General features: G+C 67.4%; 20 protein-coding genes and 1 tRNA gene. 4 read left to right on the top strand and 17 right to left on the bottom strand.

Annotated features, from left to right (window positions below):
* Positions 1-4: 4 nt before the first annotated feature.
* From ACSQ9E_RS23640 to ACSQ9E_RS23605, 8 genes are all read right to left on the bottom strand, one after another.
* Entirely contained in the window at positions 5-1,348 is a 1,344-nt protein-coding gene (locus tag ACSQ9E_RS23640) for a tetratricopeptide repeat protein (protein ID WP_436219345.1), read from the bottom strand.
* Positions 1,349-1,392: 44 nt separating this feature from the next.
* The gene (locus ACSQ9E_RS23635; protein WP_436219344.1) at positions 1,393-2,001 is read right to left on the bottom strand and encodes a hypothetical protein; all 609 of its coding nucleotides are present in this window, start codon (positions 1,999-2,001) and stop codon (positions 1,393-1,395) included.
* 6 nt (positions 2,002-2,007) lie between these two features.
* Complete coding sequence (locus ACSQ9E_RS23630; RefSeq protein WP_057204828.1) at positions 2,008-3,411, bottom strand: amidase; 1,404 nt, start codon at positions 3,409-3,411, stop codon at positions 2,008-2,010.
* A gap of 189 nt (positions 3,412-3,600) precedes the next feature.
* Entirely contained in the window at positions 3,601-5,091 is a 1,491-nt protein-coding gene (locus tag ACSQ9E_RS23625; RefSeq protein WP_057204827.1) for an ABC transporter substrate-binding protein, read from the bottom strand.
* Positions 5,092-5,186: 95 nt separating this feature from the next.
* The gene (locus ACSQ9E_RS23620) at positions 5,187-6,065 is read right to left on the bottom strand and encodes an ATP-binding cassette domain-containing protein (protein WP_436219343.1); all 879 of its coding nucleotides are present in this window, start codon (positions 6,063-6,065) and stop codon (positions 5,187-5,189) included.
* Positions 6,062-7,102, bottom strand: a complete 1,041-nt coding sequence (locus ACSQ9E_RS23615; protein ID WP_436219342.1) for an ABC transporter ATP-binding protein — start codon at positions 7,100-7,102, stop codon at positions 6,062-6,064. The genes ACSQ9E_RS23620 and ACSQ9E_RS23615 overlap by 4 nt, the downstream gene beginning before the upstream one ends.
* Before the next feature lie 15 nt (positions 7,103-7,117).
* Positions 7,118-8,011, bottom strand: coding sequence for an ABC transporter permease (locus tag ACSQ9E_RS23610; RefSeq protein WP_436219341.1), 894 nt, complete (start codon positions 8,009-8,011; stop codon positions 7,118-7,120).
* Positions 8,012-8,028: 17 nt separating this feature from the next.
* The gene (locus ACSQ9E_RS23605; protein ID WP_057204820.1) at positions 8,029-8,991 is read right to left on the bottom strand and encodes an ABC transporter permease; all 963 of its coding nucleotides are present in this window, start codon (positions 8,989-8,991) and stop codon (positions 8,029-8,031) included.
* A 230-nt stretch (positions 8,992-9,221) separates the two neighbouring features.
* Between ACSQ9E_RS23605 and ACSQ9E_RS23600 the strand changes: the two genes are divergently transcribed.
* Positions 9,222-9,479, top strand: a complete 258-nt coding sequence (locus tag ACSQ9E_RS23600; RefSeq protein ID WP_057204818.1) for a YfhL family 4Fe-4S dicluster ferredoxin — start codon at positions 9,222-9,224, stop codon at positions 9,477-9,479.
* A gap of 6 nt (positions 9,480-9,485) precedes the next feature.
* Here the strand turns inward: ACSQ9E_RS23600 and pth are convergent, their stop codons facing one another.
* From pth to ACSQ9E_RS23565, 7 genes are all read right to left on the bottom strand, one after another.
* Positions 9,486-10,148 (bottom strand): aminoacyl-tRNA hydrolase, encoded by a 663-nt coding sequence (pth, locus tag ACSQ9E_RS23595; protein WP_436219340.1) that lies wholly within the window; start codon positions 10,146-10,148, stop codon positions 9,486-9,488.
* A gap of 937 nt (positions 10,149-11,085) precedes the next feature.
* Entirely contained in the window at positions 11,086-11,718 is a 633-nt protein-coding gene (locus ACSQ9E_RS23590) for a 50S ribosomal protein L25/general stress protein Ctc (RefSeq protein WP_057205494.1), read from the bottom strand.
* A gap of 179 nt (positions 11,719-11,897) precedes the next feature.
* Entirely contained in the window at positions 11,898-12,872 is a 975-nt protein-coding gene (locus ACSQ9E_RS23585) for a ribose-phosphate pyrophosphokinase (RefSeq protein WP_057205491.1), read from the bottom strand.
* Positions 12,873-12,922: 50 nt separating this feature from the next.
* A tRNA-Gln gene (locus ACSQ9E_RS23580) sits at positions 12,923-12,999 on the bottom strand.
* Between the two features lie 24 nt (positions 13,000-13,023).
* Positions 13,024-13,887, bottom strand: coding sequence for a 4-(cytidine 5'-diphospho)-2-C-methyl-D-erythritol kinase (gene ispE / locus ACSQ9E_RS23575; RefSeq protein ID WP_057205488.1), 864 nt, complete (start codon positions 13,885-13,887; stop codon positions 13,024-13,026).
* Positions 13,888-13,911: 24 nt separating this feature from the next.
* On the bottom strand, positions 13,912-14,430 hold the full coding sequence (locus tag ACSQ9E_RS23570; RefSeq protein ID WP_428002348.1) for a lipoprotein insertase outer membrane protein LolB: 519 nt from the start codon (positions 14,428-14,430) through the stop codon (positions 13,912-13,914).
* Complete coding sequence (locus tag ACSQ9E_RS23565; RefSeq protein ID WP_436219339.1) at positions 14,430-16,226, bottom strand: tetratricopeptide repeat protein; 1,797 nt, start codon at positions 16,224-16,226, stop codon at positions 14,430-14,432. Before ACSQ9E_RS23565 ends, ACSQ9E_RS23570 begins: the two co-directional genes overlap by 1 nt.
* Positions 16,227-16,255: 29 nt before the next feature.
* Between ACSQ9E_RS23565 and mutM the strand changes: the two genes are divergently transcribed.
* From mutM to mutY, 3 genes are all read left to right on the top strand, one after another.
* Positions 16,256-17,071, top strand: a complete 816-nt coding sequence (mutM, locus tag ACSQ9E_RS23560) for a bifunctional DNA-formamidopyrimidine glycosylase/DNA-(apurinic or apyrimidinic site) lyase (RefSeq protein WP_057205480.1) — start codon at positions 16,256-16,258, stop codon at positions 17,069-17,071.
* A 159-nt stretch (positions 17,072-17,230) separates the two neighbouring features.
* Positions 17,231-19,204 carry a dynamin family protein gene (locus ACSQ9E_RS23555; protein ID WP_057205478.1) on the top strand — a complete coding sequence of 658 codons (1,974 nt, stop codon included), beginning with the start codon at positions 17,231-17,233 and terminating at the stop codon, positions 19,202-19,204.
* Positions 19,204-20,274: an A/G-specific adenine glycosylase gene (mutY, locus tag ACSQ9E_RS23550; protein WP_436219338.1), complete on the top strand. Its 1,071-nt coding sequence runs from the start codon at positions 19,204-19,206 to the stop codon at positions 20,272-20,274. Before ACSQ9E_RS23555 ends, mutY begins: the two co-directional genes overlap by 1 nt.
* Before the next feature lie 11 nt (positions 20,275-20,285).
* Here the strand turns inward: mutY and rapZ are convergent, their stop codons facing one another.
* Together rapZ and recN are read right to left on the bottom strand one after the other, a co-directional pair.
* Positions 20,286-21,164 carry an RNase adapter RapZ gene (gene rapZ / locus ACSQ9E_RS23545; protein WP_436219337.1) on the bottom strand — a complete coding sequence of 293 codons (879 nt, stop codon included), beginning with the start codon at positions 21,162-21,164 and terminating at the stop codon, positions 20,286-20,288.
* Complete coding sequence (gene recN / locus ACSQ9E_RS23540; RefSeq protein ID WP_436219336.1) at positions 21,154-22,878, bottom strand: DNA repair protein RecN; 1,725 nt, start codon at positions 22,876-22,878, stop codon at positions 21,154-21,156. Before recN ends, rapZ begins: the two co-directional genes overlap by 11 nt.
* Positions 22,879-22,880 lie beyond the last annotated feature (2 nt).

The following is a 22,880-nucleotide window of genomic DNA, read 5'->3' as shown; positions in this document are numbered from 1 at the left end:
TGTCCTACATGCCGCCCAGTGCGCCGTCCAGGGCGAGTGCGCCGTACACCCCGCGCAGCTGCCGCGCCAGGCGCAGGGATTCAGGCTGCGCGTTGGCCTGGGGCTGCAGCAGGTTCTGCAGCGTGGCCCACTGGCCGCTTCGGGCCAGGGCGTCGAGGTAGATCTGGTGGAACAGGTCGCGCTGTGCATGGCTGCCGCCCACGGCCACCAGTTGCGGCAGAGCCAGGACCAGTTGCCATGCCGCTGTGGCCCAGTCCCCGCACGCGTGCGCCAGCAGCCCGTGGGCGGCGGGAACGCAGACCTGCTGCCAGACCCTGCGCTCGTGGGCCTCGGTGCGGCTGGCGGCGTGGGCCTCGATGTGCTGCAGCAGCGTGCGCGCTTCGTCCACACGCCCGGCGCGCGCCAGCCCGTAGAGGTACTGCAGGTCCAGAAAGGGCATGACCTGGTCCGACAGGCGCAGCGCGAGGTGGTCGGCCACGTCGGCCCAGCGCGCGCCCACGTCGACGCCGGCCAGCTCCAGCCGGGCCAGCAGGGAGACAGCGTTGATCTGGTCCTGCGTGTACTCCTTGACCACGCCCCACACCTGCTGGTCGTACAGCGCCAGCACCTCGGCATGGCGCTCCTGCTCCAACAGGAACAGCGCCTGGTGCCACCAGTTGTGGGTGACCATGAAGGAGTTCAGTCCCGTCCAGGTGTCGCTCACGCTGGCCATGAAATCGGTGCCCTCGGCGATGCGGCCCTGGGTCAGCATCACATGCGCCAGGGCGTGGTGGGCCCAGGGCTCCTTGCGGCACAGGGCCACCGCATGGCGTGCCGAGGCTTCGGCGCGGTCGAGCAGGTGGCACTGCTCCCAGCCAAAGGCCAGCATGCCGTGCAGGTAGGGCACTTCGGCAGCAGCGGGCAGGGCGGCCAGCGCAATGCGCAGCATGCCCGGCGAGTCGCCGCGGTTGAACAGGTGGTATTGCCCGAGCTTGAGCGAGGCCAGGTCGCGCGGGTGCAGCCGGGCCTGTTCCTCGTGCAGTGCAATGGCGCGCGGCAGGTCGCCATCGACCCAGGCGGCCACGGCTGCCACGAAGCGTTGCTCGCGCTCGCTCGCCTGGCCTGCCGCCGCCTGCGCGCGCGCCAGGTAGGGGCGTGCGTTGCGCGGCGCATCGGCCGATTCGGCGAACATGTGCAGCGCAGCGCAGCAGGCCTGCACGATGGCGCTCTCGTCCTGCTCGGCCGCGAGCACGTTCACGGCACGCGCTTCGCAGCGGATGAAGCCCTCGACGAAATCGTTCAGGGCGGCAAGGCTGCTCGGGTCGTGCAGGGTGACGGGGTTGCCCAGGCTGTCGGTGGCGGTGTGCATCGGTGCATTGTGCGGGGCAAGAAGCTAACCCGTCTTGCGGTCACTCATTTCCCGTGGATGAGCGCGAGGTAGGCGGTGCGCGTGGGGGCGGACACCGAGGCCACAAGCTGCTCGTGCGGCGTCTTGTGGCGCGCCAGCATGCGCGCCGTGGCAATCGTCTTGGATTTGCAGAACCAGTGGCAGGTGTGCTGCATGAGCAGCAGCTCGGCCGTCATGGCGAAGGCCTTGTCCTTGGGCTGCAGGTGCTCGCTGTTCTGCGCCACGCTGGCGATGCCGCGCGCGTGGATCGCCAGGGCGCGGCGCATGTCGAAGGTGGCGGCGGGCAGAATGGCCTGCGCAAACGGAATCGCCAGCGCCAGGCGGCTCACGCGGGCCTGGGCTTCATCCACCTTGGAGAAATCGGCGGCGAAGCGCGCGAACTGCTCGGCCAGCTGCGATTCGGTGGTCTCCAGCAGCGACCAGATCTGGCTGCGCCGCTCGTCGGTGCTTTCACCCAGGGCGCGCAGGTAGCCCTCGGTCAGCGCCTCCATGAGCTTCTCGATCTGGTAGTTGCCCAGGTGGCTGCCCAGCAGTGCAATGCGCTTGCGCTGCTCCTTGGCATTGAGCATGTAGACACCGCTGGCGATGAGGATCGACAGGATCAGGACATCCATGGCGACTCAACCCTTGGGCGGCTGGGGCCAGGGGCGCTGGGGCGCGCGGATCAGCTCGAAGGCGTGCGCAACCTGCAGCACCCCGAGGTCGTCGAAGCGCACGCCCGCAATCTGCAGGCCGATGGGCAGGCCGGCTTCGGTGTAGCCGCAGTTGACCGATGCGGCCGGCTGCTCGGACATGTTGAATGGCACGGTAAAGCCGATGTGCTCCAGCGGGCGCAGCGGGTCGTTGGTGGGCGAGGGCAGCTCGGCCTGGAAGGCGACGTTGGGCGCCACCGGCGAGATCACGTAGTCGAACGCGTTGCAGGCCTTGACGGCGGCCACGCGGGTGAGGTGGAACTGCTGGCTGGCGTTGAACACCGCTGTGCCCGACATGCCTTCGGCGCTGTCGGCCCAGGCGCGGATGTAGGGCAGCACCTTCTCGCGCCTCACGGCAGGCAGGGCCTGCAGGTCGGTGAAGGAGCGCATGCGCCAGAAGTGGTCCATGCCGTCGAGCATGGCCTGCGTCATGAAGGGCTGCATGGGCACGATGGTGGCACCGGCGGCCTCCATCAGGCGCGCGGCGTTTTCCACGGCGGCGCGCACCTCGGGCTCCACGGGCAGGCCGCAGCCAGCGTCCAGCAGCAGGCCGATGCGCAGGCCGCGCAAGCGCTCGCTGCCCTGGTCGAACTGGTTCCAGGCGATGTCCTGTGCGGGCAGGCCCATGCTGTCGCGGGCATCGGGCTGGCTGAGCACCTGCATCATCAGCGCGGCATCGGCCACGGTGCGCGTCATGGGGCCGGCGGCGCGGCCGGTATAGGGCGGGTCGATGGGGATGCGGCCCAGGCTGGGCTTGAGGCTGAAGATGCCGCACCAGCTGGCCGGCAGGCGCAGCGAGCCGCCGATGTCGGTGCCGATGTGCAGCGGGCCATAGCCGGCTGCAGCGGCGGCGCCACCGCCGGCGCTGGAGCCACCCGGGCCCTTGCTCAAATCCCAGGGGTTGCGCGCCAGCGGGTGAAAGCTCGACAGCCCCGAGGAGAGCATGCCGTAGTCGGGCATGGTGGTCTTGGACACGATGACGGCACCGGCTTCGCGCATGCGCGCGGCGGGGGGCGCATCGGCTGCGGCGGGCACCAGGTCCACCGCGGCCGTGCCGGCCGGCAACGGGTCACCCCGGGTGGCGATGTTTTCCTTGATGGTGGCGGGCACGCCGTCGAGCAGGCCCATGGGCTCGCCGCGCTTCCAGCGGGCCTCGGACGCACGGGCCTGCTCCAGCGCCGCCTCGGGGCGCAGCAGATAGGTGGCCTTGATGTGGGGCTCCCACGCATCGATGTGTTTGAGCACGGCCTCGGTGACCTCGACGGGGGACAGCGTGCGCTGGCGGTAGGCAGCGAGCAGGGCGTGGGCGGGCAGGTCGTGGAGGTCACTCATGGCAGGTGGCTGGGCAGGAGGGGAGGGCGCGGGGCGGCTGGGAAGGCACGCCAGGAGCGGTCAGCAAAAAATGAAGCAGGCGAGGTGCACGGCACCAGGCCCCGGAGCGCAGCAGGGGCTCTTGCGAGCCCCTGCCAAGCCTGGGTTGCCCGGGCAGTGCGTGCCACCGGGCAACCATCTTACGGTCTCTCAGGACCAGGAAAGTGACGAGATGTCGTTCACGAACACCGGCATGTCTTTCCAAAGGCCCTTGAGGTTCTTGTTGGCCACCGTGATCCACTGGTTCGAGTACAGGAAGGCGTGCACGGAGTCCTGCGCCAGCAGGCGCTGCGCGTCGCCGAGCAGGCGCGAGCGGTCGGCCGGGCGGGCAGCGTTCTTGATCTGGTTGAAGATCTCGTTGAACTTGGGCGAGTTGTAGGCCCAGTAGTAGTCGGGCTTGGCGAAATTGCCCAGGTCGAACGGCTCCACGTGCGAGATGATGGTCAGGTCGTAGTTCTTGCTGCCGTAGGTGCCGCTGAGCCACTGCGCCCATTCCACGTTCTGCAGCTTGGCGACGATGCCGATCTTGGCCAACTGCGCTGCAATCACCTCGCCGCCCTGGCGCGCGTAGGGGGTGGGGGGCAGCGTCATGGTCAGCTCCAGCGGCGTCTTCACGCCGGCCTCGGCCAGCAGCTTCTTGGCCTTTTCCACGTCGTAGGGGTTCACGCCCGTGGTGTCCACGTAGCCGAAGGCGCCGGGCACGTAGTGGCTGCCGATGGGCGCGCCATAGCCGTCGGCCGCGCCTTCGATCACGGCCTTGCGGTCCACAGCGGCAGCGATGGCGCGGCGCACGCGCACGTCATCCAGCGGCTTCTTACCGTTGTTGATGGCCAGGATGGTCTTGGCGCGCGAGCCGCTGACCACCACCTGGAAGCGCGGGTTGGCCTTGAACTGGCTCACGCTGCGGGGCGTGACACGCGGGAAGGCATCCACATCGCCTGCCAGCAGTGCGGCGACCTGGGCGGCCGGATCGGAGATGAAGCGGAACGTGGCGCGCTTGATCTTGATGCTGGCCGGGGCGCGGAAACCGGCCCAGGCTGCCAGCACGACGGAGGAGCCCTTGTTCCATGCGTTCAGCTGGTAGGGGCCGGTGCCCACGGGCTTGGTGGCATTGCCATCGGCGCTCTTGGGCTCGACGATGATGGACGTGGCCTGGCCCAGGATGAACAGCAGGTCGGGGTCGATGTCCTTGTTGAGCAGCACCACGGTGTAGTCGTCCACCACCTGCGTGGTGAGGTTGGCGAAGGTGCGCTTGTCCTTGTTGGTGCTTTTCTCGCCGCCTGCGCGGTCATAGGAGAACTTCACGGCGGCAGCGTTGAAGGGCTCGCCGTTCTGGAAGGTGACGCCGCGGCGCAGCTTGAAGGTGTAGGTCTTGAGGTCGGGCGAGACTTCCCAGCTTTCGGCCAGCATCGGCGAGACACTGCCATCGGCATTGATCTTGGTGAGCGTCTCGAAGATGTTGTACTGCACTATCTCGGCGATGGCCGAGGCGGCGCCGGCCGTCGGGTCCAGCCCTGGCGGCTCCAGCGTCATGGCCAGCACCACGGCGTCCTTGCGGCCCTGGGCGAGGGCGCCGAACGGGGTGGCGAGGGGCACGGTGGCGATGGCGCCAGTGGCAAGAACGGTACGGCGGTTCAGCATGTTCGGACTCTCCAGACAAAAAACTGACGAAGACCCCGGTGCAATTTGTTACCGGGGAGCACGGAAGCTTTGTACACCATTGGTGGCGCTTGTGGTTATGCGGTTTTCGCGGCTGCGGCCGCAGCGGCGCGTCGGGCACGCGCGCGGCCGGGCTGCACCTGGGGCACGGCGCCCACCAGCGAGCGGGTATAGGGGTGCTGCGCATTGCGAAACAGCTCGGCCGGCGAGCCGCGCTCGACGATGCGCCCCTGGTAGAGCACCACCACTTCGTCACACAGGTGGTTGACCACTGCCAGGTCGTGGCTGATGAGCATGTAGGTGATGCCGAACTGCTGCTGCAGGTCCTGCATCAGGTTGAGCACCTGGGCCTGAACCGAGACGTCGAGCGCGCTCACCGGCTCGTCGGCCACGATGAGCCGCGGGCGCGTGATGAGGGCGCGTGCGATGGCGATGCGCTGGCGCTGCCCACCCGAGAACTCGTGCGGGTATTTCCCGAGGTCGTTGGTGCGCAGGCCCACCTGCGCGAGCACCTGGCCGGCCTGCTCACGCTGCTCTGTGCGGCTGGTCTCGCCCTGGGCCTGCAGCGGCTCGGTGACGATGCGCTCCACCGTCTGGCGCGGGTCAAGCGAGCCATAGGGGTCCTGGAACACCATCTGGAAGTCGCGCCGCGCCTGGCGCAGCTCGGCCGGCGCCAGCGTGTGCAGGTTGCGCCCGAGCAGGTGCACCGTGCCGGCGGTGGGTGCATCGAGCGCCATGACCGTGCGCGCCAGGGTGGACTTGCCCGAGCCCGATTCGCCCACGATGCCCAGGCTGCGGCCCGAGGCGATGGAAAAGCTCACGCCGTTGACGGCATGCACCTTGCCCCGTGGCTTGAAGAGGTGCTCGCGCGGCAGGGTGTATTCGCGCACCAGGTCCGTGACCTGGAGCAGGGCGGTATCGGCGCTGGCCGGTGCCTGGGGCTGGTTGCTGCTCATGCGGCCACCTCGACGACCTGGATTGCCTGCTGCGCGCTCAGCGCCTGGGCGATGGCGTCGCGGCGCAGGCAGCGCACCTCGTGGTCTCCATCGGCATCGGTGGCCACCAGGGTGGCTGGGGGGCGTTCATGGTGGCAGGCATCCACGGTGTAGCTGCAGCGGCCGGCAAAGGGACAGCCGGCAGGCAGGTCCACCAGTTCAGGCACCGTGCCGGCAATGGTGGACAGGCGCGGGCGCTGGCCCGGCGCATGCACCGCGCCCAGGTGCGGGCGGGCGGCGAACAGGCCGCGCGTGTAGGGGTGTGCCATGGCCGAGAACACCGAAGCGGTGGAGCCGCTCTCGACCACGCTGCCGCCGTACATGACCATCATGCGGTCCACGTTCTGCGAGATCACGCCGAGGTCGTGCGAGATCAGGATCAGGGCCATGTTGCGCTCGGCCACCAGGTCGCTGATGAGGTCCAGGATCTGCTGCTGGATGGTCACGTCCAGTGCGGTGGTGGGCTCGTCGGCAATCAGCAGGTCGGGCCCGCAGGCCAGGGCCATGGCGATGGTGATGCGCTGGCGCTGCCCGCCCGAGAACTGGTGCGGATAGGCATCGAAGCGCTGGGCCGCATTGGGGATGCCCACGCGGTCGAGCAGGGATATCGCCTCCTTGCGGGCGTCCGCAGCACCCATGCCGCGGTGCAGGCGCAGCGGCTCGGCCACCTGGCGGCCGATGCTGTGCACGGGGTTCAGGGCCGTCATGGGCTCCTGGAACACCATGCCGATGCGGTTGCCGCGCATGCGGCACATCTGTGCATCCGTGCGGCCCACGAGCTCCTCGCCGTCGAAACGGATGCTGCCGCTGACCTGGGCGCTGTCGGGCAGCAGGCCCATGAGCGACATGGCGGTGATGGACTTGCCGCAGCCCGATTCACCGATCAGGCCCAGGGTTTCGCCGCGCTCCAGGGCAAAACTCACGCCGCGCACGGCGTCGGCAGGGCCCCGGTGGGTCTGCAGGCGGATCTGCAGGTTGGAGACTTCAAGCAAGGGCATGGCAGAAGGTCGTCTTCATCGTTTGCGAGAGAGGCGCGGGTCCAGCAGATCGCGCAGGCCGTCGCCCAGCAGGTTCAGGCCCAGCACGGCGAAGGCGATGGCCAGGCCCGGCCACACGGCCAGCAGCGGCGCCTGGAACATCAGCGTCTGCGCCTCGCTGAGCATGCGGCCCCAAGAAGGCTGGGGCGGCTGCGTGCCCAGTCCCAGGTAGGACAGGGCGGCCTCGGCCAGGATGGCGATGGCGAACTGGATGGTGGCCTGCACGATCAGCACCGACAGGATGTTGGGCAGCACGTGTTCGAGGGTGATGCGCCAGCTGCCCTTGCCGCAGGCGCGCGCGGCCAGGATGTACTCGCGCGACCACACGGCGTTGGCCGAGGCGCGCGTGACGCGCGCAAAGGTCGGTATGTTGAAGATGCCGATGGCGATGATGGAGTTGACGATGCCCGCACCGAACACCGCCGTCATCATGATCGCCGAGAGGATGGCCGGGAAGGCGAAGGTGAAGTCCGCCAGCCGCATGATGAGCTCCTCCACCCAGCCGCGCTTGGCTGCGGCCAGCAGACCGAGCGCCGTGCCGATGGACAGGCCGATGCCGACCGCGATCACACCCACCAGGATGGAGTTGCGCGCGCCTACCAGCAGCAGCGAGGCCACGTCGCGCCCGAAGGCATCGGTGCCCAGCCAGTGGGCCAGGGTGGGGGATTGCAGCTTGCCGGGCAGGTCCATCTCGTAAGGGGACCAGGGGGTCCAGACCAGGGAGAGCCCGGCGGCGACGAGCAGCAGCAGCGACAGCACGGCGCCGATGACGAAGCTGCGGTGGCGCAGTGCGCGGTGCCACCAGCCGGGCGGCGGCGTGCCGGCGGGCCGGATGGAAGGAGTGGAAGGAGTGGAAGGAACGGCGCTCATGGGGTTCGGGGTGTCGTTCAGATATCGCTGGCTTTGACGCGGGGATCGATCACTGCGTAGAGGATGTCCACCACGAAGTTCACGATGACCACCATGGCCGCCAGCAGCATCACGCAGTTGCGCACCACGATCAGATCGCGGTTGGAGATGGACTGGAAGATCAGCCGCCCCAGGCCCGGCAGGTAGAACACGTTCTCCACCACGATGGTGCCGGCCAGCAGGTTGGCGAACTGCAGCCCCATCACTGTGATCACCGGGATCATGGCATTGCGCAGCACATGGCCCCAGAGCGCGGCGCGCTGCGAAAGGCCTTTGGCGCGCGCCGTGCGCACGAAGTCCTCGCGCAGCACCTCGAGCACGGCCGAGCGCGTGATGCGCGCCAGAATGGCCGCCTGCACCACGGCCAGCGCGATGGCGGGTAGCAGCAGGGCCTTGAGCGCGTCGAGCGGGCTGCCGCCGGCATCTTCCGTCCACCCCGGGAAGCCCCCGGCCGAGAACCACTGCAGCTTGACCGAGAACAGCAGGATCAGCAGGATGGCGAACCAGAAATTGGGGATGGCGATGCCGATCTGCGCCAGGCCCATCACGCCCACGTCGCCCACCTTGTTGTGGCGCGAGGCCGCGTACACGCCCGCGATGAGCGCCAGCACCGTGGTGATCACCATGGCCATCAGCGCCAGCGGCACGGTGAGGGCCAGGCGTTCGAGCACCAGTTCCAGCACCGGCGTGCTGTAGGCGTAGCTGTTGCCCATGTCGCCCACCACCAGGCCGCTGACCCACTCCCAGTAGCGCTGCATGGCCGGCTGGTCCAGCCCCAGCTTGGTGGCCAGCGCCGCCACGGCCTCGGGCGAGGCGTCTGGCCCCATGAGCATCTGCGCCGCATTGCCAGGCAGGATCTCCAGCACCAGGAAGACGACGATGGAGGCGCCGATCAGCGTGGCCAGGAGCGTGATGAACCGCTTGAGAAAGAACAGTCCCATGGTGGGGTGTCGTGTGGGTAATGGTGGTTGTGCGTGGCGCCCTGGGCGGTGAATTCCCTGGCGTCACAATTAATGTGTATACACAGCATAACGGCAAAAACACCCCGCCGGCGGTGTTGTGTTGTGGTGTGGCTCGCAAGGTACATGCCCGGACCCACGATAATGTGCACCATGAAGCGCGCACTGTCTCCTCTTGTCGTGACCGCACCCCGCGTGCAGGGAGGCGTGCCATGGCGCTGATGATCACCGACGAGTGCATCAACTGCGACGTCTGCGAGCCGGAATGCCCGAACGACGCGATCTACCTGGGCCAGGAGATCTATGAGATTGATCCGCGCAAGTGCACCGAGTGCGTAGGGCATTTCGACGAGCCCCAGTGCGTGCAGGTCTGCCCCGTGGCCTGCATCCCCGTGAATCCGCAGCACGTGGAGACCCGCGAGACGCTGTGGCAGAAGTTCCAGCGGTTGCAGGCCCCTGCCCAGAACTGATATCTGTCAGCTGGCTGCGTCGGGCTGCTTGGCGGCAGCCGGTGGGGTGATGGTGGCAGCGCCCAGCTCGGGCGGGCGGGGCGGCTTGGGGCGCGGCGGCTTGACGGTGTGGATCAGCAGCGTGGCCTTGTCCATCTCGCCGGCCAGCATCGCCGGGTAGGCCTTGACCGAGTGGGTGATGCTGTCCTCGATCAGCGTGCGCTGGTCGGGCGCAGGTTTTTTGAGCACCCAGTTGGCCACTTCCGACTTCACGCCTGGGTGGCCGATGCCGACGCGCAGGCGCCAGTAGTCTGCCGAGCCCAGTTGCGCATGGATGTCGCGCAGCCCGTTGTGCCCCGCATGGCTGCCGCCGCGCTTGAGCTTGACCTGGCCCGGGGGGATGTCGAGTTCGTCATGCACCACCAGGACCTCTTCGGGCGCGATCTTGAAGAAGCGCGCGAGCGATGCCACGGACTTGCCCGACAGGTTCATGAAGGTCTGGGGCTGCAGCAGCCACACGCTCTGACCGTGCACGGTGGCCCGGGCGGCCAGGCCGTGGTAGGAGCGTTCCGGGACCAGATTCACCTTCAATTCGCGCGCGAGGGCGTCGATCCACCAGAAGCCGGCGTTGTGGCGGGTGGCTTCGTAATCGGGGCCTGGGTTGCCCAGGCCTACAAACAGCTTGATCATGGGGGGATTATCGGTGGCTTGCCGCGTGGGTTTTGTTGACTGTAGTTGCTGCGTGCCGTGGTTGAGGGCGGGAGCCGGGTCTCGGCCCGGCGGCCGAGGTACCTTTCTTTGAGTCGCCAAAGAAAGGTACCCCAAAGAAAGGCGACCCCGCTGCCCGTGTCCCCACTCGCCTGGCGGCGAGCGGGGCAGCCTGCGATGCTCGGTCCTGGGGTGACGCCGAAGAACTTCCTGCGCTCCCTCTGCGAGGCAGCTCCGGTCAAACAGCTTCGGCGAGCCAGATGACGATGCGCGTGTCCTTCGGCACGCGCCCACCCCAGGCCCTGCGCTTCTCGGCACGGTCAGAAGGGGGTGGGAACGGGCTCCAGTCGGGCCATTGCTTCGCTCGGCCTGTGGTCCTTCGCTGCGCTCGGCTCGCCAGAGCGCTCACCGAACACGTCGGCAGCGCGCAGCGCGTAACCGACACCCGGCGCAGCTGCGAAGCAGCAGCCGTGTTTGTCCCCGCTCCCCACCCCTGCTGGCTGCGCCGAGAAGCGCAGGGCCTGGGGTGGGTGCGTGTGCCGTAGGACACACGCACTTCGTGATCTGGCTTGCCGCAGCTGTTTGAGCGGAGTTCGAAGAACGCAGCGAGTTCTGCGGCACCACCCCAGGACCGAGCATCGCAGGTTGCCCGTAGCGAAGCGCAGGGACGCAGACTGGGGGTCGCCTTTTCTTGGCCCACCTTCTTTTGGCGACGCAAAAGAAGGTGGGTGCGCCGCCGGGCGCACATCCCGGCCTCCGCCCTCAATCCAGGCACAGTGCAACCACTGCAACCACTGCAACCAACTAACCAACCCAAGCAGAAGCACAAAACAAAAACGGCCCACCGAAGTGAGCCGTTCTTGTTGCTGGAAGCAGCGCCACCAGGGCAACGCTGATCCGGACAGGAAAAAGCCAAGAATTACTTCTTGCCCTTGCCCTTGCCCTTGGCATCCGCTGCAGGAGCGGCTTCCACAGGCGTCTCGACAACCACGACCGGGTTGGTCACGGAGACCAGCACGGGATTGTTCTGGCCACCGCGGATCACGGGGGTCACGCCCTTTGGCAGCTTGATGCTCTTGAGGTGCAGCGAAGCACCCTTTTCGAGCGTGGACAGGTCCACGGCGATGAACTCAGGCAGGTCCGAAGGCATGCAGGTCACGTCGAGTTCGTTCACGACGGGGTTCACCAGGCAGTTGTCGACCTTGACAGCCTTGGACTCTTCAGCGCCGCTGTAGTGCAGTGGCACCTTCATGTGCAGCTTGGTCTTGGCATCCACACGCTGGAAGTCGATGTGCAGCACGAGTTGCTTGTAGGGGTGGTATTGCACGTCACGCAGCAGAACCTTGCTGGTGGCGCCGGCCACTTCCATGTCCAGCACGCTGGAGTGGAAGGCTTCCTTCTTGAGGGCGTGCCACAGTGCGTTGTGGTCGATCTCGATCAGTTGGGGTTCGGCAGTACCGCCGTAGACGATGCCAGGCGTCTTGCCCGAATTGCGCAGACGGCGGCTCGCACCCGTACCTTGCTTGGCGCGCTCAAAAGCGACGAAGTTCATAACTAGCTCCTGAAAAGGACAGACCGCGACCAGTCTTGCCCTGTTTTAAAAAGGCCTGCTTTGCCCCAGGGGGTGGGCAGGCCACATTGCGTTCCCAAACCAACGGACAAGCCTCCCGAAGGAGGCTTGATGTCAACCATCTTGCAAAGCCGAGGGCCTCTTGCGAGCCCCGGGGCATGTCAGAACAGGTTGTCCTGGTCCGAGAACAGACTCATCACCGACTCGCCCTTGGCAATGCGCTGGATCGTTTCGGCGATCAGCGGGGCCACGGAGAGCTGGCGGATTTTTGCGCATCCCTTGGCGTTGTCGTTCAAGGGAATCGTGTTGGTCACCACCACTTCATCAAGGGCCGAGCCCTTGGCGATGCGTTCGATGGCGGGACCCGAGAAAATGGGGTGCGTGCAGTAGGCGTACACCTTCTTGGCGCCACGCTCCTTGAGCACCTCGGCGGCCTTCACCAGCGTGCCGGCGGTGTCGATCATGTCATCCATGATCACGCAGTTGCGGCCTTCGATCTCGCCGATCACGTGCATGACTTCGGACACGTTGGCCTTGGGGCGGCGCTTGTCGATGATGGCCAGATCGCAGTTGAGCTGTTTGGCCAGCGCACGGGCGCGCACCACGCCGCCGACATCGGGCGAGACCACGATCAGGTCTTCGTAATTCTTCTGGCGCAGGTCGCCCAGCAGCACGGGCGATGCGTAGATGTTGTCCACCGGGATGTCGAAGAAACCCTGGATCTGGTCGGCATGCAGGTCCATGGTCAGCACGCGGGCCACACCCACGGCCTGCAGCATGTTGGCCACCACCTTGGCGGTGATGGGCACGCGCGACGAGCGGGGGCGGCGGTCCTGGCGGGCGTAGCCGAAGTAGGGTATCACGGCGCTGATGCGCTCTGCCGATGCACGCTTGAGCGCATCGACCATGATCAGCAGTTCCATCAGGTTTTCGTTGGTCGGGGCGCAGGTGGACTGCACCACGAACACATCGCGCGCACGCACGTTCTGCTTGATCTCGACGGTCACTTCACCGTCTGAGAACCGGCCCACATCGGCAGCGCCGAGGGTGGTCCCGAGGTGTTGGGCAATTTCAGCTGCCATGCCAGGATTGGCATTGCCGGTGAATACCATGAAGTCGGGTTGATTGCCTTGCATGAGCGTCCCAGCGGTCTGAAAAAAAAGCCCGTACTACGCGAGTAGATATTTGGCAGGGGAAGAAGGATTCGAACCTTCGCATGCCGGAATCAAAATCCGGTGCCTTAACCAGCTTGGCGACTCCCCTACACGGGTCAACTGCTGAAAGCAGCTAACCGAAATTCTCGTCTGATGCCCACCCTGCCAGAGGATGAACCATCAAATTGTCACATGCCTTGATCTGCCAGTCGCCGGGGGCGCCTTGAAGATCCATCGCATGTGGCATTTGTGCAAACACAGCACTTCCTGAGCCTGTCATCCTGGGTCGCATCCCGCGCTGCGAAAGCCACGAAAGGGCTTGCGTAACATCGGGGCACAGTGCCTCGGCAACTGGCTGCAGATCGTTTCGACCGAAGTCAAAGTGTGTTGCAGCAAAGCCTAAGATTGTAGCACAGCCAGAATCACGTTTCAAACTCGACGAAGAAAAAATTGCTTTTGTCTCCAATCCTGCTGCGGGCTTGACGACCGCGAAGCGTGCTTGCGGAAGTTGCTGTGCATTCTCAAGCGGCGTGATTGTCTCACCAATTCCTTCGACAAAAGCGTTCGTGCCGCATAAAAAAAACGGAACGTCTGCGCCAAGGGCCAGGCCGATCTTCTGCAGCGCCTGGCGCGACAGGTTCAGGCCCCACAGCCGGTTCAGGGCCAGCAGCGTGCTGGCTGCGTCCGACGAGCCCCCGCCCATGCCGGCCTGCGCGGGGATGCGCTTGGTGATGCCGATGTGCGCGCCCTCGGTGCAGCCCGTGGCCGCCTGCAGGGCGTGCGCTGCGCGCAGCACCAGGTCCATCTCGGGCAGGGCCGGGCCCAGGTCTTCGCGGCTCAGGGCGCCGCCTGCGCGGCGCTCGAAGTGCAGGGTGTCGCACCAGTCGATGAGCATGAACACCGACTGCAGCAGGTGGTAGCCATCGGCGCGCCGCCCTGTGATGTGCAGAAACAGATTGAGCTTGGCCGGAGCCGGTACGTCGTACAGCGCGTGCATGGAAAAAAGGGGGCAGGGGGCGGCTCAGCGGCTGAAGGCGATGCGCAGCGTGGCTTCGGGTGCGGGGTCGTGGCGCCGGGCCACCAGCCGGCCGCCGGCGCTGCCCGAGAGGTCGGCCTGCCAGCCGGTGGCGGTGGCCTGGTTGCCATTGAGCCATTCGAAGATGGCAGCAACCGGGATGGCCGTGCCGGTGGCCTGGCGCAGCAATTCGTCGAGCGAGGTGGACTCGCGGGTTTCCTGCCCGGTGGTGAGCTGCGCGCGCCCCGCTTCCCACTGCAGCCGCGCCAGCGTGTTGCCCAGCGGGCTGGTGAGCACCAGCTCGCCCTTGTCGGGATTGCCCTGCAGGTCGAACAGCGAGGAGAACGATTGCGATGCCTGGCCTTCCACCTGCAGCGACAGGCGGCCCGACCACGATGCGGTGCCGGACTCGGCCGCCCGGGGCGGCTGGGCGCAGCCTGTGAGCCACAGCGTGCAGGCCAGGGCCAGCCATGCCATCCATTGGCGCAGCGCAAAGGGGTTGCCATTGCCGGCAAGGAGCCGCATCAGGGCTTCGCCCCCAGGCGCTTCAAGGTGTCCTTGAGGCTGTCGTTTTCGGGGTTCAGGCGCAGGCCTTCGCGCCAGATGCCCAGGGCCTTGTCGCGCTCGCCCATGCTCCAGACCACTTCACCCAGGTGGGCGGCGATCTCGGCGTCGGGCCGGGACTTGAACGCGGTTTCGAGCAGGCTGCGCGCCTTGGCCTTGTTGCCCATGCGGAACTCCACCCAGCCCAGGCTGTCGGTGATGAAGGGGTCGCCCGGTGCCAGCTCCAGGGCCTTGGCGATCAATTGCCGGGCCTCGGGCAGGCGCTGGCCGCGCTCGGCCAGCGAATAGCCCAGCGCGTTGTAGGCGTGGTGGTAGTCCGGCTGGCGCGCAATGATCTGGCGCAGCAGTTTTTCCATGGTGTCGAACTGGCCGACCTTCTCGGCCAGCATGGCCTGGTCGTACAGCAGTTCGCCGTCTTCCGGGGCCAGGGCCACGAGCTCGGTCTGAACCTCGTAGGCTTCCTTGAACAGGCGCTGGTCGCGCAGCAGCTGTACTTCGGCCAGCAGCTTCATGCGCTTGTCGTCCTCGGTCACGCCGGGCAGGGCGCGCAGCAACGCGCGGGCCTCGGCGATCTTGCCTTGCTTGGCCAGCAGTGAGGCGCGGCGGCTTTGCGCGCTGAACAGCTCGCTCGAATTCTCGATGCGCGCCAGCCAGCCCTCGGCGCCCGCGAAATCGCCCTTCTTCTCGGCGATCTGCGCGTACAGGAGGTAGGCCTGGTTGAGGCTGCGCTGGCGTGCTTCCCTGTTGATGTCCGGGCCCTCGATGAGCGTCAGGAAGCGTTTGAGCGAGGTTTCGGACAGGTCCAGCCGGTTGTCCTGCAACTGCAGCGTGGCCAGCACCAGCCAGGGCTCGGGCAGGTCCGGCTTGGCGCGGGTCACGGCTTCGAGCTGGACCTTGGCCTCGGCGTACTTCTGCTGGCCGAGCAGTACGCGCGAGTAGGCCATCTGCATCTCAGGCGTGGCCTGCGGCTGGCTGGCGAAATAACGGGCCACCAGCGCTTCCCCTTCGGGCACGCTCTCTTCCTGCAGCTCCATGCCCAGCCGGGCGGGACCTTCGCTGGTGGGGTCCAGGTCCTGGGCGGCACGGGCGCTGGCCAGCGCGCCGGTCTTGTCGCCGGCAGCCAGGCGCACACGCCCGATGGCAATGTGCGCGGCTGCCGCATTGGCTGGCTTGGCCAGCTCGTCTGCCAGGGCCTGCTCGACCACCTTGGCGGCCAGTGGCTTGTCGCTGGCACGGGCGAACATCTGGGGCACGATGCCCAAGATGGCGGGTTTGGCCTGGACGGGGGCCTGGGCCAGTTCCTGGCGCAGCAGTTCCGGGGTTTCGCCGATGCGGTTCAGGGCGATCAGTATCTGCAGCACATAGCGGTTGGCCTCGCGCGAGTCCGGCTGGGCTTCGCGCCAGGCCTTGGCGGCTAACAGTGCGTGGTCGCCCGCGCGTGCCTGCAAGGCCATGTCGGCGGCCCGCTGGTAAAGCTGGGGGTTGTTGGTGCGCCGCGCCGCTTCCAGCATGAGGGCATAGCCTGTGCCTGCCTCGCCGGTGCGGGCATTGATCTCGCCCATGAGGATTTCATAGAACAATTCTGCGTCCAGCGCAGGGTTGCTGCTGGGGGCATCATCGGGCGCCGGCTCGGCCGCCTGTGGCGCCGCAACGCCGGGTTGCTGGGCAAGGCCTGCCGTGGTTACTGCTGCAAGAGCAAGTGTCAGGACGGCATACCGAAAGTAGTTTGAAGGCACCATCGACCCATAATAATCCATGCATGACAACCTGTTTGTGAGGGCTTTGGATGCCTGAGTTGCCCGAAGTGGAAGTAACGCGGCGCAGTTTTGCGCAGGCCATCGCTGGCGCCCAGGTCACCGCCGTGCGCATGGGCAAGCCGCTGCGCTGGCCGTTGGGGGGCGATGGCGGTGCCTTGGTCGGGCGCAGTGTCTCTGGCGTGCGCCGCCGGGGCAAGTACCTGCTGGTGGACCTGGATCAGGGGGTGCTGCTGGTGCACCTGGGCATGTCCGGCAGCCTTCGGTTTGCGCAGGGCCTGCCGCCGCCGGGGCCCCATGACCATTTCGACCTGGTCACCACCCAGGGCACCTTGCGCCTGCACGACCCCCGTCGCTTCGGCGCGGTGGTGCACGCAGCGGGCGAGGCCGACCCGGTGGCGGCCAAGCTGCTCGGCGGCCTCGGCATGGAGCCCCTGTCCGACGATTTCTCCCTGGATGCCTTCAGCCGCGGCATCAAGGCCAGCCGCGTGCCCATTAAGCAGATGCTGCTCGGGGGCAAGGTCGTGGTGGGGGTCGGCAACATCTATGCGTCGGAGGTACTGTTTCTGTCGGGTATTCGCCCGCAGACACCGTCGGCACGCATTGGCCCGGCCAGAATGGGACGGCTGCATGCAGCCATACGGCAGGTGCTGGAGCGTGCCGTGGAGTTGGGCGGCAGCACGCTCAAGGATTTTTCCAACGCCGACGGCGCCTATGGCAGCTACCAGGCCCATGCCAACGTGTACGGGCGCGAGGGCGCGCCCTGCAAGGTCTGCGGCACGCCCATCAAGGCGCTTCGCCAGGGCCAGCGCAGCAGCTATTTCTGCCCACGCTGCCAGCGGGCATGACAGGGGCAGGCACCGTGCCGGCCGGTTGCCGCTTGTGCGTAAAAATGGCCCGGCCTGGCCGGGGTGGTACATAAGCACCATCCACAGCTATGGCTGGCGCGCAGTCGATGCTATATTTTGTTTGTTCAGAAACAGTCGTTATCGAACGCCGGGAGCAAAGTGGGACCTTCATTCAACGAGCAGTTTGACCAGCATGGCGCGTGGAGACGTGCGTTCGCTCAGCAGCTCAAGCAGCTGGCCGAGTGGATGTCCTCCCACGAGCTGATGGACGCGTCCGTCCAGGAGCGACTGCAGCGCCTGGAGAGTCAGGTCCGCACCGACAAGGTGATGGTTGCGTTCGTTGCCGAGTTCTCGCGCGGCAAGTCCGAGTTGATCAACGCGATTTTCTTCGCCGACTATGGCCGACGCATCATGCCCGCCAGCGCGGGGCGCACCACCATGTGCCCCACCGAGCTGGGCTACGACGCCGAGTTCGCCCCCAGCCTGCGCCTCTTGCCCATCGAGACACGCCTGCAGATGCACGGCCTGGCCGAATGGCGCATGCGGCCCGATCGCTGGCACGAGATCCCGCTGGATGTAAACGACGCCGACCAGATCGCCAAGGCCCTCGAAAAGGTGGCCGAAGTGCGCCGCGTGAGCCTGGACAACGCCCGCGCGCTGGGTTTCTGGCACGACGATCTGGTGGACGAGAACCCGATCCCCGATGCCAATGGCCTGGTCGAGGTGCCCATGTGGCGCCACGCCATCATCAACATTCCCCACCCCCTGCTCAAGCAGGGGCTGGTGATATTGGACACTCCGGGCCTGAACGCCGTGGGGGCCGAGCCCGAGCTCACCGTGAACCTGATTCCCCAGGCCCATGCGGTGGTGTTCATCCTGAGCGCCGACACCGGGGTGACCCGCTCGGACCTGTCCATCTGGCGCGAGCACCTGGCCACCTCGGCCGAGAGCATGGACGCCCGCCTGGTCGTGCTCAACAAGATCGATACCCTGTGGGACACGCTCAACTCCGCCGAACAGATCCAGGCGCAGATGGACCGCCAGCGCAGCACGGCCGCCGAGATGCTGGGCGTGGCGGTGGAGAAGGTGGTGCCTGTTTCCGCGCAGAAGGGCCTGGTCGCCAAGATCACCGCCGACGACCTGCTGCTGGAGACCAGCGGCCTGCCCGTGCTCGAAGAAGTGCTGGCCAAGGGCATCATGGGCCAGCGCCAGGCCATCCTGCGGGCGGCCGTGGCCACGGGCGTGGCCGGCCTGCGCGCCGAGACGGCGCGTGTCATCAACATCCGCCGGCGCGACCTGGACGACCAGATGGCTGAGCTGCGCAGCCTGCGCGGCAAGAATGCATCGGTCATCGAATCCATGCGCCAGCGCATCGAGCAGGAGCAGCACGAGTTCGACCTCTCCGCCTCCAAGATCCAGGCCGTGCGCGCCGTGCACCTGAAGCTCTTGCGCGATGTGTTCCAGCAACTGGGCTCCAAGGCCCTCAAGGTGGAACTGGCCGAGCTGGCGCAACTGCTGCAGCAAAAGGGCCTCAAGCTCGGCGTGAAGAAGATCTACGTGCAGACCTTCGACAAGCTGCGCGGCACGCTGGACAAGGCCCAGGCCTCGGGCACCGAGATCCAGGCCATGCTGGGTGGCACCTTCCGCCAGCTCAACGCCGAGTTCGGTTTCTCGCTGCAGGTGCCGCCGCCGCCGCAGCTGGAGCATTTTGCGCACGACCTGTCGCAGATCGAGCAAAGCCACCTGCAGTACCTGGGCCTGGGCAACTCGCTCAAGCTGGCCCAGCCCGAGTTTTCCGAGCGCCTGGTGCGTGCCCTGGCCATGCGCCTGCGCACCGTGTACGAGTCCGCCGCCAACGACCTGGAGCTGTGGAGCAAGTCCGCCACAGCGCAGCTCGATGCGCAACTGCGCGAGCGGCGCCGCAGCTTCGCCCGCCGCATGGAGGCGGTGGACCGCATCCAGCAGGCCGCCAGCGGCTTGGTGGAGCGCATCGCCGAGATCGAGCAGGGCGAGGGTGAACTCATCCAGCTGGAGCACCGCCTGCAGGAGCTGACCTCGCAGCTGATTGCGCCACCGGACGCCGAGCAGGCCGCCGCCGAAGAGTCCCCCGTGGACGTGGCCCTGCCGCTTTGATGAACGCGCGGGTGGATGGGGTGGCCCAGCGCGTGGTGCGCTGGCAGGCGTCGGCCGGGCGCAACCACCTGCCCTGGCAGAACACGCGCGACCCCTACCGGGTCTGGCTGTCCGAGATCATGCTGCAGCAGACCCAGGTGAGCACCGTGTTGGGCTACTACGCCCGCTTCCTCGAAAAATTTCCCAACGTGCAAGCCCTGGCTGCGGCCCCGCAGGACGAGGTCATGGGCCTGTGGAGCGGCCTCGGTTATTACAGCCGGGCGCGCAACCTGCATGCCTGCGCCCAGGCCGTGGCGAACCTGCACGGCGGCGCCTTCCCGCGCACGGCCGAGGTGCTGGCCACCCTGCCGGGCATCGGCCGCTCGACGGCCGGGGCGATTGCCTCCTTCTGCTTTGCCGAGCGCACGCCCATCCTCGATGCCAACGTGCGCCGTGTGCTCACGCGGGTGCTGGGCTTCGACGCCGACCTGGCGGTTGTCAAGAATGAGCGCCTGCTCTGGGACCATGCCGAGGCGCTGCTGCCCGTGGACGACCTCGCCAACGCCATGCCGCGCTACACCCAGGGCCTGATGGACCTGGGCGCCTCGCTGTGCAGCCCGCGCGCGCCCGACTGCCTCCCCTGCCCGCTGCTGGACATCTGCGTGGCCGGGCAGGCCGGCGATGCCGAGCGCTACCCCGTGCGCACGCGCAAGCTCAAGCGCCGGGCCGAATCGTGGTGGCTCCTGGTGATGCGCGATAGCGAGGGCCGCGTGTGGCTGGAACGCCGGCCCGATTCGGGCATCTGGGCCGGGCTGTTCTGCCTGCCGGTGTTCGCCGACGAGGCGCACCTGCACGACCACCTAGCGCACCTGCCGGTGCCTGTGGCGCCGGGGCAGACCGAGGGGCTGGGCGGCTTCATGCACGTGCTGACGCACCGTGACCTGCATCTGCACCCCGTGGTGCTCACGGTGCCCGTGGCACGCGATGCGGCCGGGGAGGGCGGCTGGTTCAGCGCCAGCGAGTGGGAAGAGATGGGGCTGCCTGCGCCCATCCGCAAGCTGCTGGGCAATCTCTTCGGCGGCCTGCTGTAGGGCGCGCTCGCTCAGCGCCCGTCGAGTTCGCGGTGGCGTCGCAGGGTGGCCCAGCGCTTGCCAAAGGCCTCGGCCAGGCGCTCCACCAAGTACACCGAGCGGTGCTGCCCACCGGTGCAGCCGATCGCCACGGTGACATAGCTGCGGTGGTTGCGGTCCAGCATCTCCAGCCAGTGGGCCAGGAAGCCCTCGATGTGCCCCTGCATCAGCGACACGTCCGGCTGCGCGCGCAGGAAGTCGGCCACCGGCGCGTCCAGCCCCGTCTGGTCGCGCAGCTCAGGCTCGTAGTGCGGGTTGGGCAGCATGCGCACGTCGAACACGTAGTCCGCATCCACCGGTATGCCGCGCTTGAAGGCGAACGACTGGAACACCAGGGTCAGCTGCCCTGGCGCCGTCGCCATCAGCGTCTTTACGTAACTTTGCAGTTGTGAGGAGCGAATGGCGCTGGTGTCGATGACGTGCGCCTCCTCGCGCAGGTCGGCCAGCAGCTCGCGCTCGAGCTCGATGATCTGCACCAGCGCGCGCCGGCCCTGCTTGAGGGTGTCCTGGGTCAGTTCGTCGTGCGACAACGGGTGGCGCCGGCGCGTTTCGGAAAAACGCCGCACCAGCGTGTCGATGGTCGCATCGAGGAACAGCGAGTGCACCACCACGCCCTGCTTGCGCAGTCGGTCAAGCTCCAGCGGCACCAGTGGCAGGGAGGTGGCGCTGCGCACGTCCATCGCGATGGCAACCCGGTTGCCGTGGTGGCGGTGCTCCAGCGCCACGAAGGCCGGCAGCAGCTCGGGCGGCAGGTTGTCAACGCAGTAGTAGCCCGCATCCTCCAGGGCATGCAGTGCCACCGACTTGCCGGAGCCGGACATGCCCGTGATCAGCACAATCTCAAGCGCCATCGGTTGCCTTTTTCGTGTTCTTCCTCTTGGGGCTGCGGGCGGGCGGCGCAACTGGCGCCGGTGGCGGAGCGACATCGAGCATCTCGCGCGCGTGGGCCACGGTGGCCTTGCTGGAATCGTCGCCGCCCAGCATGCGGGCCACTTCGGAGATGCGGTCCTTGCCCTGCACGGCCACCACCTGGCTGGCCGTGCCCTTGGCGCCGCTGCGCTTGGAGACCACCAGGTGGTGGTCGGCGCGCGCGGCCACCTTGGGCAGGTGGGTCACGGTGAGCACCTGGCGGTCGCGCCCCAGTTGCTGCATGAGCCGGCCCACGGTGTCAGCCACGGTCCCACCCACGCCCGAGTCCACCTCGTCGAAGATCAGTGTGGGCGCCTCGCCCAGGGCGCTGGTGGTGACCGAGATCGCCAGCGATATGCGCGACAGTTCACCGCCCGAGGCCACCTTGCCGATGGGCCTGGGGCTTGCGCCCGGGTGGCCCGCCACGAGGAAGGCCACATCGTCCGTGCCATGGGCGGCAGGCTCGGCCAGCTTGCCCAGGGCCACCTCGAACTGGCCGCCGGCCATGCCCAGGCCCTGCATGGCCTGGGTGATGGCGGCCGACAGCCGGGGGGCGCCCTTGGCCCGCGCCAGCGACAGGGCGCGCGCGGCGGCCTGGTAGGCACGGGCGCTGGCGGTTTCGGCCTTTTCCAGGGCCACCAGGTCGGCTGCGGCGTCGAGCTGCTGCAGCTCGGCCTTCCAGCCGTGCAGCAATGCGGGCAGCTCCACTGGGCTGCGCTTGTAGCGCCGCGAGAGCGTCATCCACAGCGACAGGCGCGCATCCACGGCGGCCAGGCGCTCGGGGTCCAGGTCGTTGTGGCGCAGGTAGGCGTGCAGCGAATGCACCACATCGCCGGCCTGCGCCACGGCGGAGTTGAGGATATCGGCGGCGCTGGCGAATTCGGCTTCGAGGTGCTCGTGGTCCTGCAGCAGGTCCTGCGCGCGGGAGAGGCCTTCCAGCGCACCGCCGCCATCGTCGCCGGACAAGGCGGCGATGGCGGCGTTGGCCGCATCCATCAGCGCCGAGGCATTGGACAGGCGCTTGTGCTGCGCGTCGAGCTCGGGCCACTCTTCATCGCCTGGGGCCAGCTTGTCGACCTCGGCGATCTGCCACTGCAGGCGTTCGCGTTCCTGCTGCAGGGTGGCCTGGGCGGCGCGGGCCAGGGCCAGGGCCTTCTGGTCTGCCCGCCACTGGTTCCAGCGCGCAAGCGTCGCCCGGTCGCTGGTGCCCGCGTAGGCGTCGAGCAGGCCGCGCACCGATTCGGGCCGCGTCAGGCTCTGCCAGGCATGTTGGCCGTGGATGTCGAGCAGCAGCTCACCGAGCGCGCGCAGTTGCGTAGCGGTGGCGGGCGTGCCGTTGATCCAGCCGCGGCTCTTGCCCTGGGTGTCCACGGTGCGGCGCAGCAGCAGCAGTTCCTCGCCCTCCAGCCCGGCTTCTTCGAGCCAGGGCCTGGCGGCGGGCGGTGTGTCGAATTCGGCACACACGTCGGTGCGGGGGCAGCCTTCGCGCACCAGCGCGGCATCGGCCCGGGCGCCGAGTACCAACTGCACGGCGTCGATGAGGATGGACTTGCCGGCGCCGGTCTCGCCGGTGAGCACGGTGAAGCCACTCTGCAGCTCCAGCTCCAGCGATTGGACGATGACGAAATCACGCAGCGTGATGCGCCTCAGGGCCATGG

Origin of the sequence: Acidovorax sp. LjRoot118 (assembly GCF_964253575.1) — a bacterium.
Classification (GTDB): Bacteria; Pseudomonadota; Gammaproteobacteria; order Burkholderiales; family Burkholderiaceae_C; genus Acidovorax.
This window is presented reverse-complemented; position numbering and strand designations above follow the sequence as displayed.